The following is a 25,258-nucleotide window of genomic DNA, read 5'->3' on the forward strand; positions in this document are numbered from 1 at the left end:
ATATCACATTCTAAAAAAAATTCCTGTTTTTAGGACATTTTGTATTAGAAAAAAGAAGGATTTCTGGTTTGCTGTGTGGAATTATACACCAAGTCTCTGATGGAAAAAGGTGGTGAACACATATGCAAATTACGGATGTCAGACTCCGCCGTGTTAACTCTGAGGGGAGAATGAAGGCAATCGCATCCATTACCATCGATAATGAATTTGTCGTTCACGACATTCGCGTCATCGACGGAAACAATGGAATGTTTGTTGCAATGCCGAGCAAACGCACTCCTGATGGAGAATTCCGCGACATTGCCCATCCCATTTCTTCCGGTACTCGCGAGAAAATTCAATCGGCTGTATTGGCCGAGTATGAGCGAGCGGCTACTGAAGAAGAAGTGATTGAAGAAGGCGCTTAAGATTTACAATTGGGGTTCAAGGAAAAGAGAGCCATACCTGTGGCTCTCTTTTCTTTTTTTGTAGAATGATATATATTCAGTAGTGAGTTCAAGAGGAGGAGGCATGGCCCTTGAAAAGATTTGCTATTGTGCTCGCCGCTGGGCAGGGCAAACGTATGAAATCCAAACTATATAAAGTGCTGCATCCTGTTTGTGGCAAGCCGATGGTCGGACATGTATTGCAAACCGTACAACAGGTAAACTGTGAACGCAGTGTTGTGGTCGTAGGCCACGGCGCGGAAGCGGTTCGCACCTATCTGCAAGACGCAGCCGAGTATGTACTGCAGGAGCAGCAGCTCGGAACGGGTCACGCCGTGAAGCAAGCCAAGGAATTACTTGGCGGCGAAGAAGGCTCCACGATTGTCATTTGCGGGGATACTCCTCTGGTGACGTCCGAGACACTGGAGAATCTTTTGAAGCTGCATGAGAGCAACAATGCGGCCGCTACGGTGCTTACCGCGCATATGGATAACCCGAAAGGCTACGGCCGGGTCATTCGAGGCGAGGATGGCAGCGCACTTCGGATTGTTGAGCAGAAAGATTGCAGTCCGGAAGAGGACGCCGTCACTGAAATTAATACCGGTACCTATTGTTTTGACAATAAAAAGCTATTTGCTGCACTGGACAATGTAACCAACCAGAATGCGCAGCAGGAATATTACCTGACCGATTGCATCGGTATTCTGAAACAAGCCGGCGAGACCGTGCTTGCTTATCAGACCGATGATTACGCGGAATCGATTGGCGTCAACGATCGTCTGGCGCTGTCGGAAGCCGAAGGCTTCATGAGAGAACGCATCAACCGCACGCACATGTTGAACGGTGTTACGATCATTGACCCGTCTTCAACCTATATCGGAGCTGATGTTAAGATTGGTTCAGATACCGTGCTCTATCCCGGCACCGTCCTGAAAGGGAATACGGTGATCGGTGAAGATTGCGTGATCGGACCGGATACCGATATCGAGGATTCCGTTATTGCGGATGGTGCCAGCGTCAAACATTCGGTGCTCAGCAGTGCTGAAGTCGGTTCTCGGACCTCCGTAGGACCGTATGCTTATCTTCGTCCAGGCGCCAAGCTGGGGGATGATGTAAAGGTGGGGGACTTCGTCGAAGTGAAGAACGCCACGATTGATAACGGCTCTAAAGTATCTCATCTCAGTTATGTTGGTGATGCCAAAGTCGGCAAAAACGTTAATATCGGCTGCGGTGCGATTACAGTCAACTATGATGGTTATAATAAGTCCATTACCGAAATTGAAGATGATGCATTTATCGGCAGTAATGTGAATTTGATTGCACCGGTGAAGGTGGGCAAGGGCGCATTCGTTGTTGCAGGCTCTACCATTACGCATTCCGTTTCGGATAACGATCTGGCCATCGCCAGACAGCGTCAGGAGAACAAGCCAGGGTACGCAGAGAAGATCCGGGCACGCGCCATCGCCAAGAAGAACAAGAAATCGTAATTATCCCTGCTTCCTTTACCAAGATATGAAGCGGTGATCGGATACCTAATTCAACGAACCAGCACGGAGGGTTTTTATTCTATGACTTATCTTGATTCTAAATTAAAAATATTCACGTGTAATTCCAATCCTAAACTTGCCCATCAAATCGCCGATTATATCGGCATTCCGATGGGGGAATCGCATACAACCAGCTTTAGCGACGGCGAGATTCAAGTAAAGCTCTCCGAGAGTGTGCGGGGCTGCCATGTATATATTGTGCAGTCCACCTGCTTGCCGGTGAATGATAACCTGATGGAACTGCTGGTTATGGTGGATGCGCTCAAGCGGGCATCCGCGAAGAGCATCAACGTGGTTATTCCGTATTACGGATATGCCCGTCAAGACCGCAAAGCGCGTTCGCGGGATCCGATCACCGCTAAGCTGGTTGCGAATCTGATCGAAAAAGCAGGAGCTCATCGCGTCATTACGATGGACCTGCATGCGATGCAGATTCAGGGATTTTTCGATATTCCGGTGGATCATCTGCTCGGGGTGCCGATTCTTGCCCAATATTTCCGTTCAAAGCAGATCGAGAACCCTGTCGTTGTATCTCCGGATCACGGCGGTGTCGTTCGCGCGAGAAAGCTTGCTGATTTCCTAAATGCGCCGCTGGCGATTATCGATAAACGCCGTCCTGAGCCGAATGTCAGTGAAGTCATGAATATTATCGGGAATATCGAAGGCAAGACCGCCATTCTGATTGATGACATTATCGATACCGCCGGTACGATTGTGCTGGGTGCCAATGCGTTGATGGAAGGCGGCGTTAAGGAAGTCTACGCGTGCTGTACACACCCGGTTCTCTCGGGCCCTGCCCATGAGCGCCTGGAAAACTCCCCGCTGAAGGAAGTTGTTGTAACAGACACCATTCCGATCACCAATCCGAACCCGAGCAGCAAGCTGACGGTATTGTCGGTTGCTCCGTTGATGGGTGAAGCCATCATCCGGGTTCATGAGGAATTGTCGATTAGTAAATTGTTTGAAATAGAATAATAAACCGTGTAAAGGCAGGGTTACATCTCCTCATGAGGAGATGTAACCCTTGTCGGCTATGGCGACTTTGCGGCTTGGGTATAGCAAGAGCAGGTGGACAGTCTGGAAGAAAACGTTTTCATAATTTCGGCCTGATATGTGCGGCGCAGGCTATCAATATCCGGGCCTGGAGATGAAAGTGAACGTATTCCGGTTGTATAGCGTCCCCTCAAGCTCGACAAAGTAGGCGTCGACTGCAGTGATCAGACCCACGTCGATGTGACAACCCAGTTCATAGACTTGAACAGGGATGCCATGCTTCATATGGTATTGAAAATGACTGTGGTGCGTTAATTTCTGTTCGAAAGCTTTCAATGCCGATTCACCTTCTTATGAGGGCATAACGCCGATAGGTTTTGTTCATATTGTACTCAGAAATGCGCAAAGAAGAAAGTATAAATCGTGAAAGGAATCAACCTGTGATGAAATGGATTGTCGGACTGGGCAACCCCGGTTCAAATTATGAGAAGACACGCCATAATGTTGGGTTCATGGCGCTGGATGCTCTGGCAGAGCGACACGGCATGAAGTTCAATCAGAATAAATGCAAATCGGTCATCGCGGAAGGGACGATTGGTGGCACTAAAACGGTCCTGATCAAACCGATGACGTTCATGAATCTTTCAGGCGAGGCCGTGCGTGCTTATATGGATTATTATAAAGTGAGTCTTGAGGACATGATTGTGGTCTATGATGACTTGGATACCGTCGTCGGTAAGATCCGCCTGCGATATCAAGGCAGTGCCGGAGGACATAATGGCATTAAATCCATTATCCAGCATACCGGGACGCAGAGCTTCAACCGTGTCCGAATGGGCATATCGAGGCCTGAGCCGGGTTATGCCATTGTGGATTATGTGCTGGGTACGTTTCCGAAGAAGGAACGCGAACAGCTGCAGAGCATGGTAGAGGAGACTTGTGACGCGCTGGAATTCAGTCTGGACCATACCTTTGAGCAGACGATGGCGAAGTTCAACAAGTCCTAGAGAAGCATCATAGGATGGAAGTAACCGAGAGATGATTCCAAGGGCATAAGGCAGCGGGAAAATCGAAGTCTTAAACGAGGGAATTCCGGGCATACTGAAGGTATATACGACCTTCAGGAGGCATATGATGGCGATAACCTATGTTTGCAGACACTGTCGGGCGTTTCAGGGCCGCATCGATTCCAATCACGTATCCGAAGCCCGTCTCGGATTTGATTCCTTGACCCCTGAGGAACGCAAGGATATAATAGCCTATGATTTTAACGGAGAAGTGATGGTCAGGGTAACCTGCGATCATTGCAGAGAAGCCCTCGAAGCCCATCCGGAATTAAGCCTTTTGGCAAATCCCCTGCAATGAGAGTATAATGAGGTACAGGACGTTTTTTGGTAGAAGACATACAGCGGCAGGTCCTGCCGCTGCTCTAGCCTTGGCAGTTTTGCTCAAGGCTTCTTTTCGGTTATAATTTTTTGGCAATCGTCTAAAATTCCATGAGAAATAGAGTCTAGGAAATTCATTTCTTTTGCATAAGAGAGGTGCCCCCTTTTGTTACAAGCACTTATTGATGTATTTTCGAAGGATTCGGACTTCAAATCCATAACCGCTGGCGTCCAAGCCGGCATGAGGGAGCAATTGATCTCCGGTCTTTCCGGGTCGTCCAGACAGATCTTAATGGCCGCATTGCACCAGGACCAGCAGCGCCCGCTGCTCGTGGTCACTCATAATATGTTTTCAGCCCAGAAAATTGCGGATGATTTACAGGAAGCGCTCTCACCGGATCAAGTGTTATTATACCCGGCGAATGAGCTGGTAGCGGCCGAGTCGGCCGTTTCAAGCCCCGAGACTCTGGCGCAGCGGATTGATGTTCTCGTCCGATGTGCAAGAGGCTTCCGGGGTATTGTCGTTGCGCCATTTTCCGGCGTGCGTCGCCTGCTTCCCGCTCCCGAAGTGATGTCCGATGCCCGAATCGTGCTCCATGACGGCGGGACACTCGTGCTGGAATCCTTTCTGAACCAGATGATCGAGATGGGATATGAACGGGTGGAGCGCGTCGAGAGCCGCGGCGAGATGAGTGTCCGCGGCGGTATCATCGATTTTTACCCGATGACAACGACCATGGCGTACCGCGTAGAACTGTTTGATGAGGATATCGACTCGATTCGTACCTTCGACCCGGCGGATCAGCGCTCGATTGATAAGGTCCGGGAAGTCACCATTACACCATGCAAGGAAATTATCGCCGATTCGGAGAGGCTTAGTCGCACAGCGGATACGGTGGCCCGTCTGCTGGAGACGCAGCTCGAACGTATGAGTGATCGTCAGGCCAAGCTCCGTTTGCGGGACGAAATACACCGGGAAGTTGAGATGCTGCGCGAGCGGATGTATTTCCCTGAAATCTATAAATATATCTCCCTGTTGTATCCGGAGAAGACCAATTTATATGATTACTTGCCGAAGGATACCATTCTGATTATGGATGAGCCTGCTCGGCTGTTAGAAACAGCCAAGCAGCTGGAGCGGGATGAAGCGGAATGGAATTTGCATCTAATGCAAAATGGCAAATCGCTGCCGGATCTGCCGCTGTCGCTGGATACGGAAGAACTGATCTACCAGCATCCCTATCAGAGTCTGTTGATCTCCATCTTCCTGCGTCAGGTGCCAAGAATGCAGCCGCAAAATATTGTCAATATGATTACGCGCGGCATGCAGGATTTCCATGGACAGATGAACGTGCTCAAGGCCGAGATGGAACGCTGGAAGAAGTCGGGCGTTCAGGTCATGATGTTGGCAGGCGATGCAGAGCGGATGGACCGTATGCGGCGGGTGTTGCTGGACTATGGCATCGAAGAACCGGTGATGTATGAAGGGCATTTGCAAAATGGCTTCGAGATGCCTTCGGTTCATGCTGCAATTATTACAGAGAGTGAGATGTTCTCCTCGAAGCAGCGTAAAACACGCAAAACCACGAAGAATATGGACAACGCCGAGCGCATCAAGAGTTATACGGAGCTCAAAGTCGGCGACTATGTGGTGCATCAAAACCACGGTATCGGGAAATATATGGGGATTGGGACGCTCGAAATCAACGGAATCCATAAGGATTACATGCATATTTTGTATGCCGGGGGCGATAAGCTGTCCGTTCCGATTGAGCAGATCGATCTCATACAGAAATATGTCGGTTCCGAAGATAAGGAGCCGAAGGTTTACAAGCTGGGTGGAAATGAATGGACACGGGTTAAGAACAAGGTTCGTTCTTCCGTTCAGGATATCGCCGACGATCTGATTAAGCTGTATGCCGAGCGTCAGTCTGCGCCTGGATACGGTTTTGAGAAGGATACGTCGGAGCAGCAGGAATTCGAGGACATGTTCCCATATGATGAAACACCCGATCAGCTTCGGGCCATTACCGAAATCAAGAAGGACATGGAACAAAACCGACCGATGGACCGGCTCCTGTGCGGTGATGTCGGTTACGGGAAAACGGAAGTGGCGGTTCGAGCTGCCTTTAAAGCGGCGATCGAAGGGAAGCAGGTTGCGGTGCTGGTACCGACGACGATTTTGGCCCAGCAGCATTACGAGACGTTCCGGGAGCGCTTCGCCAATTATCCGATCAACATTCAGGTGCTGAGCCGTTTCCGGAGCCGTAAGGAGCAGAATGAGACGATCAAGAAAGTAAAGCAGGGCTCCGTCGATATTCTGATCGGAACGCATCGACTGCTGTCGCAGGATATTGTGTTCAAGGATCTGGGACTGCTGATCGTGGATGAGGAGCAGCGGTTTGGCGTTACGCATAAGGAGAAATTGAAGAAGCTGAAGACCAATGTCGACGTGCTGACGCTGACGGCAACGCCGATTCCGCGCACGCTGCATATGTCGATGCTCGGTGTTCGGGATTTGTCCGTGATCGAGACACCGCCAGAGAATCGTTTTCCAGTGCAGACTTATGTCGTAGAGCATAGCCAGACCCTGGTGCGGGAAGCGATCGAGCGAGAGCTGGCCCGGGGCGGTCAAGTTTACTATCTTTACAATCGGGTTCAGGGCATTCAGGAGATGGCAGCCCAGATATCCATGCTGGTACCGGAGGCCCGAGTGGGGGTCGGACACGGCCAAATGTCGGAAACGGAACTGGAGAAGACTATTCTCGACTTCCTGGACGGCGAATACGACGTATTGGTGAGCACAAGCATTATTGAGACGGGCGTGGATATCCCGAATGTCAATACGCTTATCGTGCATGATGCGGACAAAATGGGCCTCTCCCAGCTATATCAGCTGCGCGGACGCGTCGGACGTTCCAACCGAATCGCATATGCTTATTTCACGTACCAACGGGATAAGGTGTTGACCGAAGTGGCCGAGAAGCGGCTGCAGTCCATTAAAGAATTCACGGAGCTTGGCTCCGGATTCAAGATTGCGATGCGGGACCTGTCGATTCGCGGAGCGGGCAACCTGCTCGGAGCGGAGCAGCATGGCTTTATTGCTTCCGTCGGGTTTGATTTGTATTCACAGATGCTGGCGGAGGAGATTCAGAAGCGCAAAGTCAGCATGCTGGGTGAGCCGCCACTGCCATCGAAGGACTGGAACACCTCGATCGATCTGGGGATTGATGCTTACTTGCCGTCTGATTACATTTATGACAGCATTCAGAAGATCGAAATTTATAAAAAAGTGGCTGTCGTTTCGTCTATCGACGAATCGGCTGAGCTTGAGGACGAGCTGCTTGACCGCTTTGGCGAGCTGCCGCTTGCGGTAAGTAACCTGCTTGCCGTATCCCGTTTGAAGGTATATGGTCGTACGTACGGGATCGACTCCATTATTCAGCGCGGCGATGATGTGCTGCTGCAGTTTTATGAAGGGCAGGACAAAGCGGTTGATACAACAGGGCTTGCGCAAATTGGAAATATGTTCGAAAGACGTGTACAATTTGAACAAGGGCCGACGATGGCCATTCGAATCAAAGGCAAGGGACTTTCCGATCAACAACTGTTAGAATTGCTGGAGCAATTCCTGGAGGCCGCAAAAGGGCCATTCAACCTGAAGGGAGAACTACAAAATGCCGTCAAGAAATAACAAGGCATGGAAGACGTTTATTGTATCCATCACAGCAGTGCTATCCATGTCGATGATCGCTGCGTGCGGAAACGACAAGACTAAGGGAACCGAAGATGATAATAGCAAAGTTATCGTCAAATATAAGGGTGGAGAAATTACCGAGAAGGAATTTGATCTGGAACAGCGCATGATTCAGTTCATGTCCCCGGAATACGCCCAATTTTTACAAATGGATGAATTTAAAGAGTATTTGGCGAAACAGGGGGTAGCCTATGAATACCTGTACGCCAAAGCCGACGATAAAGCGAAGGAAGCTGCCGGGAAGCAAGCGGATGACTTGTTAAAGCAGCAGAAGAGCGGGATGGGCGAGGAGCAGTTTAAAGCTGCTCTGGAATCGCAGAAATTGACGGAAGACGACCTCAAAAATTATATGCTTCGCGTCATGACCGTCATGGAGCACGAGAAGAATCAGGTGAAAGAAGAGGATATCAAGAAGGAATTCGATGCGAACAAGAAGGATTATACCAACATTAGCGTTCGTCATGTCCTGATTGGTTTTCAAGATACCGAAGGCAAGGAGAGACCGGAGGGCGAGGCGCTCAAAATTGCCAAGGAAGTACAGTCCAAGCTAAATAAAGGGGAGGATTTTGCTGCTTTGGCGAAGGAATACTCCCAGGACCCGGGCTCCAAGGACAGCGGGGGTCTGTACGAGAACAAACCCGCAGGCAGCTGGGTGCCTCAATTCAAGGAAAAGGCCTTAACGCTGGAACTGAACAAAATCAGCGACCCGGTAGAAACCGATTACGGCTACCATGTCATGAAAGTGGAGAAGCGTGAGGAAGTGTCTTACGACAAGCTGCCTGCCGATCAGAAGGAAGGCATTCGAAATGAGCTGGCTTCGGCGAAGATCGACAACTTCATGCAGAATGAGCTTAACGACCTGATTGAGAGCATGAATCTTCCGAAAAGCGAGAATGCGGACAAGCCTGCCGAGGGCACGGGAGACCAGAAGACAGACGGTACAACCGACAAACCGGCGGAAGGTAATCAAACACCGGATGCAGGCAAGGACGACACAGGTAAATAAGCCCGCAGACAAGCGGTCGGGCAATGATATTGTAATGCGTTGGGGCAATGCCGGATGTATGCCAGCGCACGGAAGAAATGGTGGGGTCTTCGAATCCATAACGTGCGAAATCGCGCGTTATGGATTTTTTCTCCCTTGACGTCAGTCTCTTTCGAATGATATTTATTTTTGGATTTCGCAACCAACAGAGGGTAGATGATGTATAAGGAATTGGGAATGGATGAATACTATGGTCAGACATTAACTCTTATATACCTGGGGACATCCTCTTCCCGAATGGAACAGTAGTTGAAAAATCTTCTTATGAAAGTGGGGCAACAAGTGACATGAAAGCTACTGGTATCGTCCGCCGTATTGATGACCTCGGGCGCGTGGTCATTCCAAAAGAAATTAGACGCACACTGCGGATTCGCGAAGGCGACCCGCTGGAAATTTTCGTTGACCGGGATGGAGAAGTCATTCTGAAGAAATATTCACCGATCGGTGAGTTGGGTGATTTTGCGAAGGAATATGCAGAGTCCCTTTATGAGAGCACAGGTCACATCACGATCATATCGGACCGTGATACATTTATCGCTGTAGCAGGCGGCTCCAAGAAGGAATATTTGGACAAGCCGATCGGCAACCTTCTGGAAAACTGCATGGAAAATCGCAAGACGGTGCTGGAAAGCAACAGCGGTACGTATGAGATCAGTAAAGACAATCCGGAAACGCTGTCCGCATTTGTCGCTGCCCCTATCATTGCTGGTGGAGACCCGATTGGCAGTGTTGTGCTGCTGAACAAGGACGAATCCGTGAATATGGGTGAGATGGAAGTGAAGATGTCTGAAACTGCTGCAGGCTTCCTCGGCAAGCAAATGGAACAGTAAGACGAGGACATGAATCCTTGATGGAGACTCCCGCTGAACGTTGATCACAGGTCAATCGGCAGCTGGGAGTTTTTGTTGTCCGGTTTCTTTTTTTGTACCACGTTCACACCCTTGGTTATAATGGAAGTGCATATGGCAGCATCTGAATGATGATCGGTCTATGTTACGGAAAAAGAAACTAGGGGATTGGAAGAGGATATGAAACCAGATCAAACAGGGGCAAGGCTTCTACAGGGAGCGTTTATTCTCAGTGCGGCCGCGCTTTTGTCCAAATTGATTGGCACACTGCAAAAAATACCGCTGCAAAATATGGGCGGGGATGCCGTCTTTGGCATCTATAATACGGTTTATCCGTTCTATATGATGATCATTACGATAGCGGCGGTCGGTTTCCCTGCAGCGGTCTCCAAATATGTGGCAGAATATGAGGCTGAAGGGCGCACCGAGGACGGTCATCGCCTGCTCCGACTTTCTTCCGCCTCGTTGGTGCTGTTCGGTATGATTCTCGGCTTGCTGATGTATGTCTGCGCTCCGTGGATCGGGATGTGGATCGGAAGCAGTCAGGTTGTACCCGCCCTCCGCGCAGGCGCATTGGCGCTGGCATTCGTGCCTTGGATGTCGGTCCTCCGCGGTTATTTTCAAGGGCTGCACAATATGGTGCCGACGGCGATCTCCCAGATTACGGAGCAGGTTGTCCGTGTCGGGGTTATGATTGCGCTGCTCCTTTACATGATACGGGCTGGCGCCGATTCCGATGTGATTGCCGCCGGGGCACTGCTCGGATCTGCTGCCGGTGGAGCTGCCGGTCTGGTGGTGATGGGACTGTACTGGCGCAAGCATCTCCGGGCAACTCGGAGTAAAGCACAAGGAAAAGTTGGTCACGGAATCAGCGCAGCGGGTATGAACGAAACGAGGATGCGTGCCGATGTATCTAGAGAGGGAGCGGGTGTTCTGCTTGGCCGCCTGCTTGCTTATGGAATTCCGGTCTGTCTTAGTCTGCTCGCGGTTCCGCTGATTGGACTGGTGGATACCTTCACGGTGCCCCGGTTATTGACATCCGGCGGACTGGGCGAAGCAACGGCTATGGCAGAGTTTGGGGTCTATAACCGCGGACTGCCGCTTGTCCAGCTGGTTACGATGCTGGCTACTTCGTTGTCGGTTCTGTTTATCCCTGCCCTGGCAGAGGCCAAGTTCAAGGGAGAGTCCAGCCGGGTTGCAAGCCAAACCCGCATGGCCCTCCGCTGGTTTTGGCTGATCGGGATGACGGCCTCCGTAGGCTTGGCAGTGCTGGCTGAGCCGATTAACGTCATGCTGTACGAGGATGCCGCAGGGACGGTGACGATGCAGGTGATTGCCTTTACAGCCGCCGGGGGTACGCTGAGCACGATTACAGCCGCGCTGCTTCAAGGCATCGGCATTGTAAAGGCCCCGGCGGTTCATCTGCTGGCTGCGGCAGGGCTCAAGCTGCTGCTCAACCTGCTGCTGGTGCCGCAGTTTGGCATTACCGGCGCAGCCATCGCCGGCGTGGCCGCGCATATGACCGCCGCCGCGCTCAACCTCGCGCTGCTCTCGCGAAGCGCCGGCGCCCGCCTTGACGCCGGAGGCATGCTCGCGAGGACGCTGCCGGTCCTCGCCGCAGTGGCGCTGGCCGCCTGGGCCGCAGGTGAGGCCGCCGGCGGCATCCTGGCGGCGGCCGGCTTCGCCCCAGGCCGCCTCACCCACGCGGCAGCGAGCCTGAGCGGCGTCGCGGCCGGATGCGGCGCCTTCCTTATCGGCGCCGCGCTCACGAAGCTCCTCACCGAGGAGGAGCTTCGGATGCTGCCGAAGGTCGGAAGACCGCTGGCAGCCTTCTTGCGGGCCCTGCGTGTGCTGCGCTGAAGCGGGCCGATTGTGAGATGTTTGATCTTCTGTGCTATAGTAGTGTACGATAATGACGTCGACAAGGCGGACGAAGACGAAAGGAAGTAGCGTATGAGTGCATCCATTACGGTGGTCGGCTTGGGTTCTGGGAATCCGGATCGATTGACGATAGGTATCATAAAAACCATGCAACGGGCATCGAAGGTGTATGTGCGTACATTATCTCATCCCGTCATTGCTGCGTTGAATGAATTCCAGATTGAACCGGAATCGTTTGACCATGTGTATGAAGCGTATGACACATTTCCCGAGGTGTACGAATCCATTGCATCCGCGCTAATCAACTTGGCCAAAGCTGCTGAGGAGGATCGCGAGATTGTCTACGCGGTGCCCGGGCATCCCATGGTAGCGGAGGCAACGGTTCGGTTATTGCGGGAACGCTGCCCGGGAGAGGATGTGACCCTTACGGTGCTCGGCGGTGAGAGTTTTCTGGACGAGGCCTTCGTTCGCCTTGGTTTCGATCCCATTGAGGGCTTCCAGCTTCTCGATGCGGCTGAGCTTCGGGCAAGCGTCATCCAGCCGCAGCTGCATACCCTGATCGGCCAGGTGTATGACATGTTTACGGCTTCGGAAGTTAAACTGGCGCTCATGGAGCTGTATCCGGACGATTATCCAGTCATTGTCGGCCATGCGCTGGGCGTTGAGGGCGAGGAATCGATACAGCAAGTACCGCTCTTTGAACTCGATCGCATCGACGGCTACGGGAATTTGTCGCTGATCTACGTACCCCGAAGCGATGACAGCAAGCTAAGGCAGCGAACGTTTGCCCGGCTCCATGAGATCGTTGGCATTCTCCGCAGTCCTGAAGGCTGTCCGTGGGACCGCGAGCAGACCCACGAATCCATCCGCAAAAATCTCATCGAAGAAACCTACGAGGTGTTGGAGACGATTGATGAGGATGATCCTGAGCATATGCAGGAAGAACTTGGGGATTTGCTGCTGCAGATTATGCTGCATTCCCAGATGGAAGAGGAGCTCGGTACCTTTACGGTGTATGATGTCATTCAAGCGCTGAATGACAAGCTGATCTTCCGGCACCCGCATGTCTTTGGCGAGAGCAGCGCCAAAGACGCGGAATCTGCCCTGCAGAACTGGGAGCAGATGAAAGCGGAAGAGAAGCGTCGCAAGGGGCTCTCACCAGAGAAAGCCTCGGCGCTGGATGGCATCCCGCGGGATCTTCCCGCCTTGATGAAGGCGTACAAGCTCCAGAAGAAGGCATCCAAGGTTGGTTTCGATTGGGATCATATCGAAGGCGTGTTCCAGAAGATTGAAGAGGAACTCGGTGAACTGAGGCAGGCGGTGACCGAGGGCCAGTCTGATGAGGATACAACACTGGAGCTCGGCGATCTGCTGTTCGCGGTCTCCAATGCGGCAAGATTTATCGGTGCGGATCCGGAAGAGGCGCTTTCGAGAACGAACCGGAAGTTTGTCAGTCGCTTCAGCTACATAGAGGAGCAGCTTGCCGCCCAGGGGAAAACCTTGCAGGAAAGTACTCTGGACGAGATGGAAGCCCTATGGCAGGCAGCTAAATCGGGATCGGCACAAAACGGCGGCATCGACGTGTGAAAAGGGCAACTTTTCACGTAAAAAATAAAAAAATAGGGATTTGCGGCAGGAATTCCGCAAGGCATCCAGAATAATCATTAATGGTGAAATCTTGCAGATTGCAAGGCGGTTTAACCGAATAACCGTAAAATCTTATATTTTTCTGATAATTGGGAGGATTTAATTCATGAACAAAACAGATCTGATCAACAACATTTCCGGTAAAAGTGGTTTGACAAAAAAAGACGTAGAGAACGTCCTGAACGGCTTCCTTGGCGAAATCACTGAAGCTTTGGCTAATGGCGATAAAGTTCAATTGATCGGCTTTGGTACATTCGAAACTCGCAAGCGCGCTGGACGTACTGGCCGCAACCCGCAAACAGGTAACACGATCGAAATTCCAGAATCCAACGTTCCTGCGTTCAAGGCAGGTAACAAGCTTAAAGAAGCCGTAAAATAATGCGCGTCGATAAATTCCTGAAAGTATCGAGGTTAATCAAGCGGCGTACCGTAGCGAAAGATGTATCGGATCAAGGTCGGGTGCTGATCAATGGCCGCGAGGCCAAGCCGAGCAGCACGGTTAAATTGGGCGATGAGATCACCGTCCAGTTTGGCCAGAAGCTGGTGACCGTCCGGGTCGAGCGTCTTACCGAGACAACCCGTAAAGATGAGGCGACCAGCCTCTACACCTTGGTCAAGGAAGAACCGATCGTTAAAGATCGCGGATTGGACTGGTAAGCAGCCCAAAGCCGTTCCATCAAACGTCCCTCTCACCATATGGTGTGGGGGCGTTTTATGTTTATCATGGATGTATAAACCATTGGAGACTCCTGCTCTCTTTCTGTCCCCTGGCTTTCGTCGCAGCGTCACGATCATTCCTGAAGCGGTTGTTCTTCTTCCGGTTCTAAAGACAGGCACCTTCCCATAAGCTATTGTTAAAAGGAGGGGTACATGCCATGATCGACCAAGGGAAGGGTAAGTTTCATGACCTGCGGATGCAGAACCGGAAGCTGCTGGACATTACGGGTGTCCAAAATGTGGAGAGCTTTGATAGCGAAGAATTTCTGCTTCAAACCGAGCTTGGGCATCTCACCATTCGGGGGCAAAATTTACATATTAAAAATCTCAGCCTGGAAGAGGGGCTTTTGTCGATTGAAGGTCAGGTGCATTCACTGATTTATTTGAATCCCGGTTCGCAGACCAAGAACAAGAGTCTGCTGGGTAAGCTGTTTAAATGAACCCCAGCGTACAATGGATCACGCTGCTCTGGATGCTCTTCTCCGGAGCAGCGATGGGAGTCGCCTTCGACAGCTACCGGGTGCTGGCAGGGCAGCTCCGTTTCCCGCAATGGTCCAAGCATACCCTGGACTTCCTTTACTGGATTGCGGCAGCCTTCTTCATTTTTCGCATGTTGTACGTGACCAATGACGGTCAACTGCGTTTTTATGTGTTTGTGGGCCTGTTTATAGGGGTTTGGATCTATTTTTTATTATGGAGTGTCATAACCCAGCGTTTTGTGGTAATGTTAATTCAAGTGACAAAAGGCTTATTGACCTTTTTGTACAAGCTGTTCCGTATGTTAGTGTGGAATCCCATCAAAGGAATCCTGATGCTCATCTTGGGATTGTTAAGGTTTCTATGGAAGTTTCTCCTGTCGCTGTTGCGTTTAGTCCTTAAATGCCTCATGCCTTTTTGGCGACTCTTGAAATGGATGCTGAGACCGATCACATCCAGAGTCAGGCTGCCGGCATGGAGCAAGCAATTCGCGGACAAGGTTATTAAGGCGTGGAAGCGCTGGTTTTAGGAGGTATGGTCATGGGAAGATTTGCTGATCCGTCGAAGCAGGCTCCCCAACAAACCAAGACAAAGAACAAGGGCGCACGCCGGCGTAAAAGAATGTTTGTGGCGATGATGGCGCTGTTTTTGATCTGGGCAGGTTCAACGCTCTGGTCCCAGAATGACCGCATCCGTAATCAGAACGAAGCGCTTGCTCAAAAGCAAGAGGATTATAAGTCCGTTGAACAGTCGCTAATCCAGATTACTCATGAAGTGGAGCGATTGAAGGACCCTGAATATATCGGGCAGATTGCCCGCAAGAAGTTTGGACTGTATCTGCCAAATGAGACGCCGATCATTCAGCCCCAAAATTCGGGCGAAAAGCCGTAATTAGGCATGACAGACGTCTGTTGACCTTGTTTAGGTCATTATCGTATAATCAAATCACCGCAGCGCGATTTCTAAATCGGACTGTATATTTTTAAGGGAGGATCATTTTATTCTATGGCAATTGAAGTGGGCACCAAGTTAGAGGGCAAGGTGACAGGCATAACGCATTTTGGAGCATTTGTGGATCTGTCAGGAGGTGTCACGGGTCTCGTTCACATCTCGGAGATCGCCGACAATTACGTTAAGGATGTCAACGATCATTTGAAAATCAACGACGTCGTAACCGTGAAGGTGATTAATGTCGACAAGGACGGCAAGATCGGTCTTTCGATCAAGCAGGCTGTCGACAAGCCGGCTTCCGAAAGTCGTCCACCCCGCGCACCGAGACCGGAACGCAGTGGAGGCGGCGGAGAACGATTCGGAGGTGGCGGTGGTGGAGGATTCAACCGTGAACGCGGCGGACGCCCGTTTAAGCCTGCGGCCAACAAGCCTTCATTTGAGGATAAAATGTCACGCTTCCTAAAAGACAGTGAAGAACGGATCTCTTCGCTTAAGAAGAATACGGAAGGCAAACGCGGTGGACGCGGAGCCAAACGTATGTAATTCGATAAAATATAAACTGACCGCAGAGGGAAATCGCCTTCTGCGGTTTTTTTGTCGTTGCATCCAAGGGTACGACAGGTTCCTACGCAATTTACGGCGCTGTCGTATGAAATGAGCACGGGATGTCCGCCTCAATTCGGGAAATGATCCGCAAGAATGCTGCAGGCTTGACCCGTGGAAACACCGCTGGGCGCGGGGGATGAACGCTCTTTTCCCGAACGTTCGCAAGACACGTTGATTTTGTCGGAAATTTCTTTAGGGCTTGTCCGGTGTTCTGACAAACTTTCCTGAACAGGGGTTTTATAATGGGACCAACAAATTCGTGAAGAATGGGGTGCCAGCGTAATGGATAAAAGAAATCTGGTGATGTTTCCGGGTACTGAGGCGGTTAAAGGGGGAGCGGGTTCCATTCGTGCCCGTGTAACAGAACGGTTAGGGCAGCTGCCTTTCCTGCAGCGTCCCATCCACTTCCTGGCCGCTAAGAAGTGGATGATTCTGCTAACCTTCATGGGTTTTTTGCTCGGACGAGCTATGATTCTGGGGGAGCTGTCTCCATTTGCAGTCGCTTATTTTGCGGTTATTGCCTTTATGCGTCGTGATGTTTTGCTGCCGGTAGGCGCAGCGATCGTTGCAGGTAGTTTATTTGCGTCCTTTCCGGTGGCATGGATGGTACCGGCAGAAATTTTGATCTTTTACTTTATGATGCGGGGATTGGAGACTTATGATCGGGCAGAATTGTCGTATGCGCCGCTGATGGTATTTGTCTCCACCTTCTTCGTGAATCTGTTCAGTGTTCTCATCGGACCCAGCATTACCTGGTATTCCATGATGATGCTCACCCTGAACGCCGTACTCAGCTTTGTACTGACACTGGTCTTTATTCAGGCGATCCCGGTGCTGACACTTCGTAAAAAAACACATGCTCTTCGAAATGAAGAAATTCTATGTATCATCATTTTGCTGGCGTCGGTTATGACAGGAGCCGTTGGCTGGACGATCCAATCCCTGTCGGTAGAGCATGTCCTATCCCGATACTTAATTCTGTTGTTTGCTCTAGTCGGGGGAGCTCCGCTAGGCGCCTCGGTTGGTGTAGTAACAGGCCTCATCCTCAGTCTTGCCAACATTTCGGCATTCTCCCAGATGAGTCTGCTCGCCTTCTCCGGGATGCTCGCCGGTATGCTGAAGGAAGGGAAGAAAGGCGGTGTTTCGCTGGGAATGCTGCTTGGGGCTACCATTCTCTCTATCTATTTCAGCAATCCTGGAGAAGTGATGATCTCCACTTGGGAAACCTGCGCGGCTATCGTGTTATTCCTCATTACGCCTAAGAGCGTGATGCAGGCTATAGGCAAATATGTACCGGGCACGCAGGATCATACCCGTTCACAGCATGAATACGCCAAGCGGGTCCGGGATCTTACGGCGGATCGTGTGACCCAATTTTCCCGGGTGTTCCGGCAGCTCTCGCAAAGCTTCGGACAAACGTCCGGGGTTATACAGCCTCCGGGCAAACAAACGGAGGAGATGAATCATTTCATGAATGCCGTGGCGGAGGGCAGCTGTGCCACATGCTTTAAACGGAATCAGTGCTGGGACATGAAATTTTACCAGACTTATAAATACATGACCGATATGATGACCTCGATCGAGGAGAATCCTGAGATGGAAGCAGACGATCTGCCGCCGGAATGGAGCCGGATCTGTGCCAAGAAGGAGGAGGTGCTTGGCATCCTCAAGCAGCAGTATCATCTTTACCAACATGATATGCAGTGGAAACGCCAAATATACGATAGCCGACATCTGGTGGCGGAACAATTATCCGGGGTTTCGCAGGTTATGGAAGACTTGGCACGAGAGATTAAGCGGGAAAGCCAGACGATGCACATTCAGGAAGAACAGATTCGGGAAGCGCTTCAGCAGCTGGGTTTATCGATTCAAGGCATCGATATCATCAGTTTGGACTCCGGGCAGGTCGAGATTGAGATCGTTCATGCGTATACCCGGGGTTATGACGAATGCAGGAAGATTATCGGACCGCTGTTGTCCGACATTCTCGGGGAGCATATCGCCGTGATGGAAGAGACCTTGACCCATCCAAGGGATGGATTGGCCACCGTGCGATTCGGCTCAGCGAAAACATATGAAATTATGACGGGCGTAGCCGCAGCGGCCAAGGGAGGAGATATTTTATCGGGTGACAGCTTCAGTACGGTCGAGTTGGGGAACGGGACGTTTGCGGTAGCGCTTAGTGATGGTATGGGCAACGGGGAAAGGGCTCGGCTTGAGAGCAGCTCGGCCCTGAATATATTAGAACAGCTGCTTCAATCCGGGATGGATGAGAAGCTGGCGATCAAATCGGTGAACTCCATTCTTATGCTGCGTTCGCCGGATGAAATCTATGCTACGGTCGATATGGCCCTAATCGATCAATATACGGCTCAAACCACTTTTATGAAGATCGGTTCGACGCCAAGCTTTATCAAGCGGGGGAATGATGTCATACCGGTCTCGGCCAGCAATCTCCCCATTGGGATTATTAAGGATATCGAAGTGGATCTGGTGTCGTTACAGCTGCAGGCCGGTGATGTTCTTATCATGATGACGGATGGCATATATGATGCGCCGGGTTATGCGGTGAACAAGGAGCTATGGATGAAACGAATGATTCAGGAGGTGAACAGCGAGGATCCGCAGGAAATAGCCGATTGTTTGCTGGAGAAGGTGATTCGCTATCAACAGAATCAAATACATGATGATATGACGGTGGTGGTCGGGCGTGTGGATCACTTCCATCCGGAATGGTCGAATGTGCATGTTCCGGGCTTCGCCCGAATGGAGCGGCCGCGAACGGTTAGCTGATGCGATAGATAAAATAGATAAACTAAGTGATTACCCGGGAAATGGAGGACCCCGGAGATGGTAAATCTTTTCCGTCGATTCTTCTATGTATCGTTTGAACTCTCTTGAATGTGGAAATGATAGAGACAGAAGTCAAATCGATAGGATGAGACGGAGGCGATCATTTATTATGAAGCAAATTCTACTGATTACGGACGGATGCTCGAACGTGGGGGCCAGTCCGGTTCTGGCCGCAGCCCATGCGCTCCAGGATGGTATTGTCGTGAATGTGGTGGGGGTCCTTGATTACGGAACGATCGGTGAACTAGGGGGATTGGAAATTCAGGAGATAGCCAAAGCGGGAGGGGGTATACACCGGATCGTAGGCACACCGCAGCTGGCGCAGACGATACAGATGATGACTCGGAAAACGGTGGTTCAGACGATCCAACAAGCGGTAAATAAGGAGATACAGCATATTTTGGGGGGCGGGTCGCTGGAGGAGCTTCCGCCGGACAAGCGATCGCAGGTCGTTGAAGTGGTGGATGAGCTGGCTGAGACGTCATCTCTGCAGGTCGCGCTGTTAATCGATGCAAGTGCTAGCATGAAACCCAAGCTGGCTGCCGTTGAGGAAGCGATACGTGATTTAATGCTGAGTTTGAAAGCGCGCGCAGGCTCAAGCGAATTGTCCGTATTCCATTTTCCTGGAAAACACAGCGGCGAGGATATCGTGATGGACGTGAATTGGACCTCGGATCTGGACGGTGCCCGGGGAATGTTCAGCCGCCTGCAGATGAAGGGGGCAACGCCGACGGGACCTGCCTTGTTAAAGGTGATTGAATTTTACCGATATGGTACACTAGAGGGTAATCAATCATGGCAGGGTCATTCCAGCCAAGAGGAAGGGATGCTCGGTGACTACGTTGTCTAACCCGGGTTATCCGCCAGGAACCGTAATTAAAGGCAAGTGGCGGAACAGCCGGTACATCGTGGAGCGTATGCTCGGCAAAGGGGCTAACGGCAAGGTGTATCTGGTCCATCGGGCAGGAGTACGCGAGCGTTATGCTCTAAAAGTTGGGTATGACGCTCTGGATCTTCAATCCGAAATTAATGTCCTGAATGCGTTGAAAGAACAGATGCCGAACCCCTACCTTGTAGAGGCGGACGATCATCATGACGGCAGTGGCGAAGTGTCCTTCTATGTCATGCGTTACATTGAAGGGAGTCCGTTGCATCATTTTATTCGCAAACGAGGTGCCGATTGGATCGGATTGATCGGACTGAAGCTGCTCGAGAAGCTGTCCGTTCTGCATGCATCCGGTTATGCATTCGGTGATTTGAAGCCGGATAATGTGATGGTCTCGGCATACGGAAGCGTGGAACTGATCGATTATGGAGGCGTCAGCCCTTTCGGACGCAGCGTCAAGCAGTTTACGGAATGGTATGATCGGGGATACTGGAATGCCGGAAGCAGGACTGGCGACATATCCTATGATTTGTTCTCGTTTGCCGTGATGTGTATCGGCTTGCTGGATGAGAAATCATTACGGGAGGCGTCTTGTCAGCTTCCCCAGACCCGTAGTGTTGCCGATCTGCAGCTGGTGCTGCGAAGAAACCTCGTGTTCAAGCCATACGCTGTGTGGCTGAACAAGGCTTTGTCGGGAGATTTCGCGGATTCACGGGAAGCGTTGAACGAGTGGAGAAAACGAATATATGAAGGTTCGGGCCGGTGTGTGCGTCCTAAACCGGGGCGAACTCCGCGTTGGCTGAAGAACGCGTTTGGTTTGTCATTAGTCATCATGGCTCTTACTGTTTATTTTTTCTTCCGCTCATGAAGCTGAGTTGTTACCTTGTTACTGGGAGTTCATAAAGGGGACCTGGAAGTGAAACAGGATTATTTACGGACATTCGTCAACCATGTCGAGCGTACAGCCGCAGAGTTTGATCTGTGGTCAGAAGGCGATAGCATCGTGGTCGCCGTTTCCGGCGGGCCTGATTCCGTTGCGCTCCTGCACGTATTGCATGAAATTTCTATGCACCGGACGCCGCTCCGATTGATCTGCGCCCATGTGCATCATGGGTTTCGGAAAGAATCAGACCAAGAGGCAGAAATGGTGCGTGAACTGGCGGAGCGGCTCGGACTTCCATTAGAAACGGCGTTTATCGATATTCCTGCTTATATGGAAGAGAGCGGTAAGGGTGGACAGGAGGCAGCAAGAGAGAAGCGTTATGAATTTCTGCTGCAAACAGCCCATAAATACAATGCGCGCTCCGTAGCGCTGGCTCATCATGCTGACGATCAAGCCGAGACGGTGCTCATGCGGCTTCTGCGCGGGAGCGGCCTGTCAGGACTTGCCGGAATAAAATTTAAGCGAACGGAAAAAAAAGTGGAACTTATCCGTCCGTTCCTTCGTATGTACAAGGCGGATATCGTGGAGCTGTGCCGTATATGCGGATTCCAGTATGCGGTCGATAACAGCAATCTGCAGACGAAGTACCGTCGTAATGCGATTCGCCTGGAAGTATTGCCTTTTCTGGAACGATACAATGGGCAGTTCTCCTCCTCACTCAATCAGCTGGCCGAGATTGTCCAGCAGGAGGATGATTTTGTGGAGCTTGAAGCTGCGAAACAATTTCGGAGTATGGTACAGGAGAACGATGGGAGGCTCGCTTTCGACGCGCCTTCCTTTTTGGGCTTACATGTCGCTTTACAACGGCGTTTGATTAAACTAATATTAAATTACCTGCCCTCAGACCAGGAAAACACCGATTTTGTCAAGATTGAAACGGTGCGCCATGGCATTCTTAACGATCAGCGAAGCAACTGGCGTCTGGATCTGGGTGACGGCATTACCTGTGTTCGTGAGTACGGAGTGATCCAGTTTTGGCCTAAGCCTCCGGAAGAACAGGGACAGTACATATACATTCTTGATTCTCCTGATGTTTCGCAGCAGTATGTTAAGGAAATCGGAAAGATGCTGAAATTGTCGTTAAAGACAGGAAGCGAAAGCCGGAGCGGCTCCAGACCATCGGCCTTTGTGGCGGATTTTGATGCGGATGAGCTTAGGTTTCCTTTAACCTTGCGTAACAGACAGCCGGGGGACAAGATGAAGATCATGGGATTAAACGGAAGCAAAAAGGTGAAAGATATTCTCATTGATGAGAAAATCCCACCGTCTGTCCGTGCCCGGATTCCTATTCTTTGTGACGGTTCCGGCAGCATTGTGTGGATTCCAGGTGTACGACGTTCCGTTCACGCCGCTTGCGGGCGGCACACATCACGAGTTCTCCGGATGGAGCTATCGGATGCTTAAGGCAAGTGTAAAACGAAGAATGGCCCGTTTCACGCTTTCATAGTATAAACGTAGGAGGTCCACTTAAGTTGCAGAATGACATTCAGGAAATACTCATCAGTGAAGAAGAGATTCACGCAAAGATTAAGGAACTTGGTTCCAAACTCAGCGCCGAATATGTGGGACGCAATCCACTCGTTATTTGCGTTCTTAAAGGTGCGTTTATTTTTATGGCCGACTTGGTTAAATCCATAACAGTACCTCTTGAGTTGGATTTCATGGCTGTATCCAGCTATGGAGCATCAACCAAATCCTCCGGCGTGGTGAAGATCATTAAAGATCTGGACGCATCCGTTGAAGGCAGGGATGTGCTGATTGTGGAGGATATTATCGACAGCGGTCTTACGCTGAGTCATTTGATTGAGCTTCTGAAGAGCCGCAAGGCAAACTCGGTGTGCGTTGTCACCTTGTTTGACAAGCCGGCACGCCGTACGGTGGATTTGCAGGCCGATTATACCGGATTCGTGCTGCCGGATGCTTTTGTTGTCGGATACGGACTTGATTATGCCGAGCATTACCGGAACCTCCCCTACATCGGGATTTTGAAGCCGGAAATCTACAGCAGTTAAACCGCGCCAATGGGCTGCTATCTCAGTTCAGGGCCCTTTGTTGAGATGGCCAGACAGGCTGTGGTAAAATATCTTATGTGTCTTGAGAGGAGGTAGGGGATGAGTCGGTTCATCCGGAATTCTGGTTTTTATTTGATTCTATTTTTAGTCGTGGTGGGCATAGTACAATTCGTCACTAATGGCGGCGAGCAAGCCGATGCCCCTAGTTATAATCAACTGCGGCAGGAAGTCAAAGCTAACAACATAGAGGAAATGACGGTACAATTTGACGGTTACGCTTATCTGGTGACCGGTAAGTATAGGGAGATTTCCGAAGAGAAAAAATCAGAGAATTTCTCAACCTATATTCCTGCCACGGATGCAGCGATGCAAGAGCTGACTGCAGCCAGTGAGAGCAACAATGTCAAACTGTCCGTGGTGCCAATGGAAGGCCAAAGCATTTGGCTGACATTGCTTTCATCCTTTATTCCGCTCATCATTATGTTTGTTCTGTTCTTCTTCCTGTTTAATCAGGCTCAGGGCGGCGGCGGCAAAGTGATGAACTTTGGTAAGAGCAAAGCCCGCTTATATAATGAAGAGAAGAAACGGATTACATTTGAAGATGTAGCCGGAGCAGATGAAGAGAAGCAGGAGCTCGTTGAAGTTGTTGACTTCTTGAAGGATCCGCGTAAGTTCAACACGGTTGGCGCTCGCATTCCGAAGGGCGTTCTGCTTGTCGGCCCTCCGGGAACAGGTAAGACGCTCCTGGCTCGTGCCGTTGCTGGTGAAGCAGGAGTGCCGTTCTTCAGTATTTCCGGTTCCGACTTCGTTGAGATGTTTGTCGGTGTCGGTGCTTCTCGTGTACGTGACTTGTTCGAGAACGCGAAGAAGAATGCACCATGTATCATCTTCATCGATGAGATTGATGCAGTAGGTCGTCAGCGTGGCGCTGGTCTTGGCGGCGGTCATGACGAGCGTGAACAGACACTCAACCAGTTGCTGGTTGAAATGGACGGTTTCGGAGCGAACGAAGGCATTATCATCGTTGCTGCGACCAACCGCCCGGATATTTTGGACCCGGCGCTTCTTCGTCCGGGACGTTTTGACCGTCAGATTACCGTAGATCGCCCGGATGTGAAGGGCCGTGAAGCGGTACTGAAGGTTCATGCACGCAACAAACCATTGACGAAGGATGTTAAACTCGACATCATCGCCAAACGTACAACCGGTTTTACAGGCGCCGATCTGGAGAATCTCCTGAATGAGGCTGCCTTGCTTGCGGCTCGCCGCAACCGTAAAGATATTTCCATGCGAGAAGTGGATGAGGCGATTGACCGCGTTATCGTTGGTACGGAGAAACGCAGCCGCGTGATCAGTGACCGCGAGAAACGCATCGTGGCATACCATGAAGCAGGTCATACCATTGTGGGTTACTTCCTCGAGCATGCGGATACGGTGCATAAGGTAACGATTATCCCTCGTGGCCGTGCCGGCGGATATGTCATTATGATGCCGAAGGAAGATCGGATGCTCGTGACGAAGCAGGAATTGCTGGATCGCGTAACCGGTTTGCTTGGCGGACGTGTCGCTGAGGAGCTGTTCATCGGTGAAATCGGGACCGGGGCATACAGTGACTTCCAGCAAGCAACAGGCATTATCCGCAGCATGGTTGTGGAATACGGTATGAGTGAGAAGCTCGGACCGATGCAGTTCGGTACATCCCAAGGACAAGTGTTCCTTGGACGTGATATCGGACATGAGCAGAACTATAGTGATGCAATCGCTTATGAGATCGATCAGGAAATGCAGCGATTCATTAATGATTGCTATGAGAAATGTAAAGAGATCCTGAATAAGCATGCTAAAGAGGTTCACCTGATTGCGAACACGCTCCTCGAGATGGAAACGCTGGAGCTTGAGCAAATCAAGAATCTCATTGAGACCGGATCAGCTGAAGGCAACGGCAGTGGCGACGGTGAAGGAGAAGGTTCTTCCGAGAATGGTGAACCGATCATCGACAACATTGGCGACGTGAAGGTTCGCATCCAAGGGAAAGAAGACGGCGAGCAGCCGACTTCCACGGAAGAAATTCCGAACAACCCGATGGATTCGAATGATCCAGGGCCAGAGCGCAAAGATTCGGAACGCAAGGATCCTCCAGGCGGATCGGACAACGGTAACAGCAGCTTAACGTAATATTTGCTGATAAAACCTCGAATACCGAATAAAATTGAAGAACCGGAGAACGATAATTCGTTTTCCGGTTCTTTTTGTGCTTTCTATCACATTGACAGGGGGCAGAATGA

General features: G+C 50.9%; 23 protein-coding genes. 22 read left to right on the forward strand and 1 reads right to left on the reverse strand.

Translation table 11 applies throughout. The features are described from left to right. The first annotated feature begins 122 nt into the window (after positions 1-122). From spoVG to M4D81_RS31445, 3 genes are all read left to right on the forward strand, one after another. On the forward strand, positions 123-407 hold the full coding sequence (spoVG, locus tag M4D81_RS31435; RefSeq protein WP_006207419.1) for a septation regulator SpoVG: 285 nt from the start codon (positions 123-125) through the stop codon (positions 405-407). Positions 408-517: 110 nt separating this feature from the next. Next, the gene (gene glmU / locus M4D81_RS31440; protein WP_260069294.1) at positions 518-1,912 is read left to right on the forward strand and encodes a bifunctional UDP-N-acetylglucosamine diphosphorylase/glucosamine-1-phosphate N-acetyltransferase GlmU; all 1,395 of its coding nucleotides are present in this window, start codon (positions 518-520) and stop codon (positions 1,910-1,912) included. 81 nt (positions 1,913-1,993) lie between these two features. Then, complete coding sequence (locus M4D81_RS31445) at positions 1,994-2,947, forward strand: ribose-phosphate diphosphokinase (protein WP_006207421.1); 954 nt, start codon at positions 1,994-1,996, stop codon at positions 2,945-2,947. A gap of 153 nt (positions 2,948-3,100) precedes the next feature. Here M4D81_RS31445 and M4D81_RS31450 read toward each other — a convergent pair whose 3' ends face one another. Then, a complete protein-coding gene (locus tag M4D81_RS31450; protein ID WP_071221084.1) occupies positions 3,101-3,301 on the reverse strand; it encodes a hypothetical protein in 201 nt (66 codons plus the stop codon). A gap of 107 nt (positions 3,302-3,408) precedes the next feature. On the opposite strand from M4D81_RS31450, the gene pth reads away from it, so the two are divergent. From pth to ftsH, 19 genes are all read left to right on the forward strand, one after another. Next, positions 3,409-3,972 (forward strand): aminoacyl-tRNA hydrolase, encoded by a 564-nt coding sequence (gene pth / locus M4D81_RS31455; protein WP_260069309.1) that lies wholly within the window; start codon positions 3,409-3,411, stop codon positions 3,970-3,972. Positions 3,973-4,099: 127 nt separating this feature from the next. Continuing rightward, the gene (locus M4D81_RS31460; protein ID WP_006207424.1) at positions 4,100-4,330 is read left to right on the forward strand and encodes an anti-sigma-F factor Fin family protein; all 231 of its coding nucleotides are present in this window, start codon (positions 4,100-4,102) and stop codon (positions 4,328-4,330) included. Positions 4,331-4,516: 186 nt separating this feature from the next. Beyond that, positions 4,517-8,044 (forward strand): transcription-repair coupling factor, encoded by a 3,528-nt coding sequence (gene mfd / locus M4D81_RS31465; protein ID WP_260069295.1) that lies wholly within the window; start codon positions 4,517-4,519, stop codon positions 8,042-8,044. After that, positions 8,028-9,113 carry a peptidylprolyl isomerase gene (locus M4D81_RS31470; protein WP_071221081.1) on the forward strand — a complete coding sequence of 362 codons (1,086 nt, stop codon included), beginning with the start codon at positions 8,028-8,030 and terminating at the stop codon, positions 9,111-9,113. The genes mfd and M4D81_RS31470 overlap by 17 nt, the downstream gene beginning before the upstream one ends. A 326-nt stretch (positions 9,114-9,439) precedes the next feature. Next, on the forward strand, positions 9,440-9,982 hold the full coding sequence (gene spoVT, locus M4D81_RS31475) for a stage V sporulation protein T (protein WP_071221080.1): 543 nt from the start codon (positions 9,440-9,442) through the stop codon (positions 9,980-9,982). 198 nt (positions 9,983-10,180) lie between these two features. Further along, positions 10,181-11,860 (forward strand): putative polysaccharide biosynthesis protein, encoded by a 1,680-nt coding sequence (locus M4D81_RS31480; protein WP_260069296.1) that lies wholly within the window; start codon positions 10,181-10,183, stop codon positions 11,858-11,860. Positions 11,861-11,953: 93 nt separating this feature from the next. Continuing rightward, on the forward strand, positions 11,954-13,468 hold the full coding sequence (gene yabN / locus M4D81_RS31485) for a bifunctional methyltransferase/pyrophosphohydrolase YabN (protein ID WP_260069297.1): 1,515 nt from the start codon (positions 11,954-11,956) through the stop codon (positions 13,466-13,468). Positions 13,469-13,634: 166 nt separating this feature from the next. Next, on the forward strand, positions 13,635-13,907 hold the full coding sequence (locus tag M4D81_RS31490) for an HU family DNA-binding protein (RefSeq protein ID WP_009591918.1): 273 nt from the start codon (positions 13,635-13,637) through the stop codon (positions 13,905-13,907). Then, a complete protein-coding gene (locus M4D81_RS31495) occupies positions 13,907-14,185 on the forward strand; it encodes an RNA-binding S4 domain-containing protein (RefSeq protein ID WP_076326537.1) in 279 nt (92 codons plus the stop codon). Before M4D81_RS31490 ends, M4D81_RS31495 begins: the two co-directional genes overlap by 1 nt. A gap of 218 nt (positions 14,186-14,403) precedes the next feature. Then, the gene (gene yabP, locus M4D81_RS31500) at positions 14,404-14,685 is read left to right on the forward strand and encodes a sporulation protein YabP (protein WP_009591926.1); all 282 of its coding nucleotides are present in this window, start codon (positions 14,404-14,406) and stop codon (positions 14,683-14,685) included. Further along, positions 14,682-15,251, forward strand: a complete 570-nt coding sequence (gene yabQ / locus M4D81_RS31505; RefSeq protein WP_071221076.1) for a spore cortex biosynthesis protein YabQ — start codon at positions 14,682-14,684, stop codon at positions 15,249-15,251. Before yabP ends, yabQ begins: the two co-directional genes overlap by 4 nt. Positions 15,252-15,262: 11 nt before the next feature. After that, the gene (locus M4D81_RS31510) at positions 15,263-15,613 is read left to right on the forward strand and encodes an FtsB family cell division protein (protein WP_260069298.1); all 351 of its coding nucleotides are present in this window, start codon (positions 15,263-15,265) and stop codon (positions 15,611-15,613) included. Between the two features lie 114 nt (positions 15,614-15,727). Further along, on the forward strand, positions 15,728-16,216 hold the full coding sequence (locus tag M4D81_RS31515) for a S1 domain-containing RNA-binding protein (RefSeq protein WP_009591896.1): 489 nt from the start codon (positions 15,728-15,730) through the stop codon (positions 16,214-16,216). A gap of 345 nt (positions 16,217-16,561) precedes the next feature. After that, a complete protein-coding gene (spoIIE, locus tag M4D81_RS31520) occupies positions 16,562-19,072 on the forward strand; it encodes a stage II sporulation protein E (protein WP_260069299.1) in 2,511 nt (836 codons plus the stop codon). Between the two features lie 169 nt (positions 19,073-19,241). Continuing rightward, positions 19,242-19,982, forward strand: a complete 741-nt coding sequence (locus M4D81_RS31525) for a vWA domain-containing protein (protein ID WP_260069300.1) — start codon at positions 19,242-19,244, stop codon at positions 19,980-19,982. Further along, entirely contained in the window at positions 19,966-20,886 is a 921-nt protein-coding gene (locus M4D81_RS31530) for a serine/threonine protein kinase (protein ID WP_260069301.1), read from the forward strand. Before M4D81_RS31525 ends, M4D81_RS31530 begins: the two co-directional genes overlap by 17 nt. 48 nt (positions 20,887-20,934) lie before the next feature. Continuing rightward, positions 20,935-22,365 carry a tRNA lysidine(34) synthetase TilS gene (gene tilS, locus M4D81_RS31535; RefSeq protein WP_071221071.1) on the forward strand — a complete coding sequence of 477 codons (1,431 nt, stop codon included), beginning with the start codon at positions 20,935-20,937 and terminating at the stop codon, positions 22,363-22,365. A 68-nt stretch (positions 22,366-22,433) separates the two neighbouring features. Continuing rightward, entirely contained in the window at positions 22,434-22,973 is a 540-nt protein-coding gene (gene hpt / locus M4D81_RS31540; protein WP_071221070.1) for a hypoxanthine phosphoribosyltransferase, read from the forward strand. Positions 22,974-23,072: 99 nt separating this feature from the next. Further along, a complete protein-coding gene (gene ftsH / locus M4D81_RS31545) occupies positions 23,073-25,148 on the forward strand; it encodes an ATP-dependent zinc metalloprotease FtsH (protein WP_071221069.1) in 2,076 nt (691 codons plus the stop codon). The last annotated feature ends 110 nt before the right edge of the window (positions 25,149-25,258 follow it).

It is taken from the genome of Paenibacillus sp. p3-SID867, assembly GCF_025142895.1.
Taxonomy (GTDB): domain Bacteria; phylum Bacillota; class Bacilli; order Paenibacillales; family Paenibacillaceae; genus Paenibacillus_AQ.

What these genes read in the sequence shown, in the direction of transcription:
- spoVG (WP_006207419.1), top strand. Translation starts at nt 123, where the DNA reads ATGCAAATTACGGATGTCAGACTCCGCCGTGTTAACTCTGAGGGGAGA.
- M4D81_RS31445 (WP_006207421.1), top strand. Translation starts at nt 1,994, where the DNA reads ATGACTTATCTTGATTCTAAATTAAAAATATTCACGTGTAATTCCAAT.
- pth (WP_260069309.1), top strand. Translation starts at nt 3,409, where the DNA reads ATGAAATGGATTGTCGGACTGGGCAACCCCGGTTCAAATTATGAGAAG.
- M4D81_RS31460 (WP_006207424.1), top strand. Translation starts at nt 4,100, where the DNA reads ATGGCGATAACCTATGTTTGCAGACACTGTCGGGCGTTTCAGGGCCGC.
- M4D81_RS31470 (WP_071221081.1), top strand. Translation starts at nt 8,028, where the DNA reads ATGCCGTCAAGAAATAACAAGGCATGGAAGACGTTTATTGTATCCATC.
- spoVT (WP_071221080.1), top strand. Translation starts at nt 9,440, where the DNA reads ATGAAAGCTACTGGTATCGTCCGCCGTATTGATGACCTCGGGCGCGTG.
- M4D81_RS31480 (WP_260069296.1), top strand. Translation starts at nt 10,181, where the DNA reads ATGAAACCAGATCAAACAGGGGCAAGGCTTCTACAGGGAGCGTTTATT.
- yabN (WP_260069297.1), top strand. Translation starts at nt 11,954, where the DNA reads ATGAGTGCATCCATTACGGTGGTCGGCTTGGGTTCTGGGAATCCGGAT.
- M4D81_RS31490 (WP_009591918.1), top strand. Translation starts at nt 13,635, where the DNA reads ATGAACAAAACAGATCTGATCAACAACATTTCCGGTAAAAGTGGTTTG.
- M4D81_RS31495 (WP_076326537.1), top strand. Translation starts at nt 13,907, where the DNA reads ATGCGCGTCGATAAATTCCTGAAAGTATCGAGGTTAATCAAGCGGCGT.
- yabP (WP_009591926.1), top strand. Translation starts at nt 14,404, where the DNA reads ATGATCGACCAAGGGAAGGGTAAGTTTCATGACCTGCGGATGCAGAAC.
- yabQ (WP_071221076.1), top strand. Translation starts at nt 14,682, where the DNA reads ATGAACCCCAGCGTACAATGGATCACGCTGCTCTGGATGCTCTTCTCC.
- M4D81_RS31510 (WP_260069298.1), top strand. Translation starts at nt 15,263, where the DNA reads ATGGGAAGATTTGCTGATCCGTCGAAGCAGGCTCCCCAACAAACCAAG.
- M4D81_RS31515 (WP_009591896.1), top strand. Translation starts at nt 15,728, where the DNA reads ATGGCAATTGAAGTGGGCACCAAGTTAGAGGGCAAGGTGACAGGCATA.
- spoIIE (WP_260069299.1), top strand. Translation starts at nt 16,562, where the DNA reads ATGGATAAAAGAAATCTGGTGATGTTTCCGGGTACTGAGGCGGTTAAA.
- M4D81_RS31525 (WP_260069300.1), top strand. Translation starts at nt 19,242, where the DNA reads ATGAAGCAAATTCTACTGATTACGGACGGATGCTCGAACGTGGGGGCC.
- ftsH (WP_071221069.1), top strand. Translation starts at nt 23,073, where the DNA reads ATGAGTCGGTTCATCCGGAATTCTGGTTTTTATTTGATTCTATTTTTA.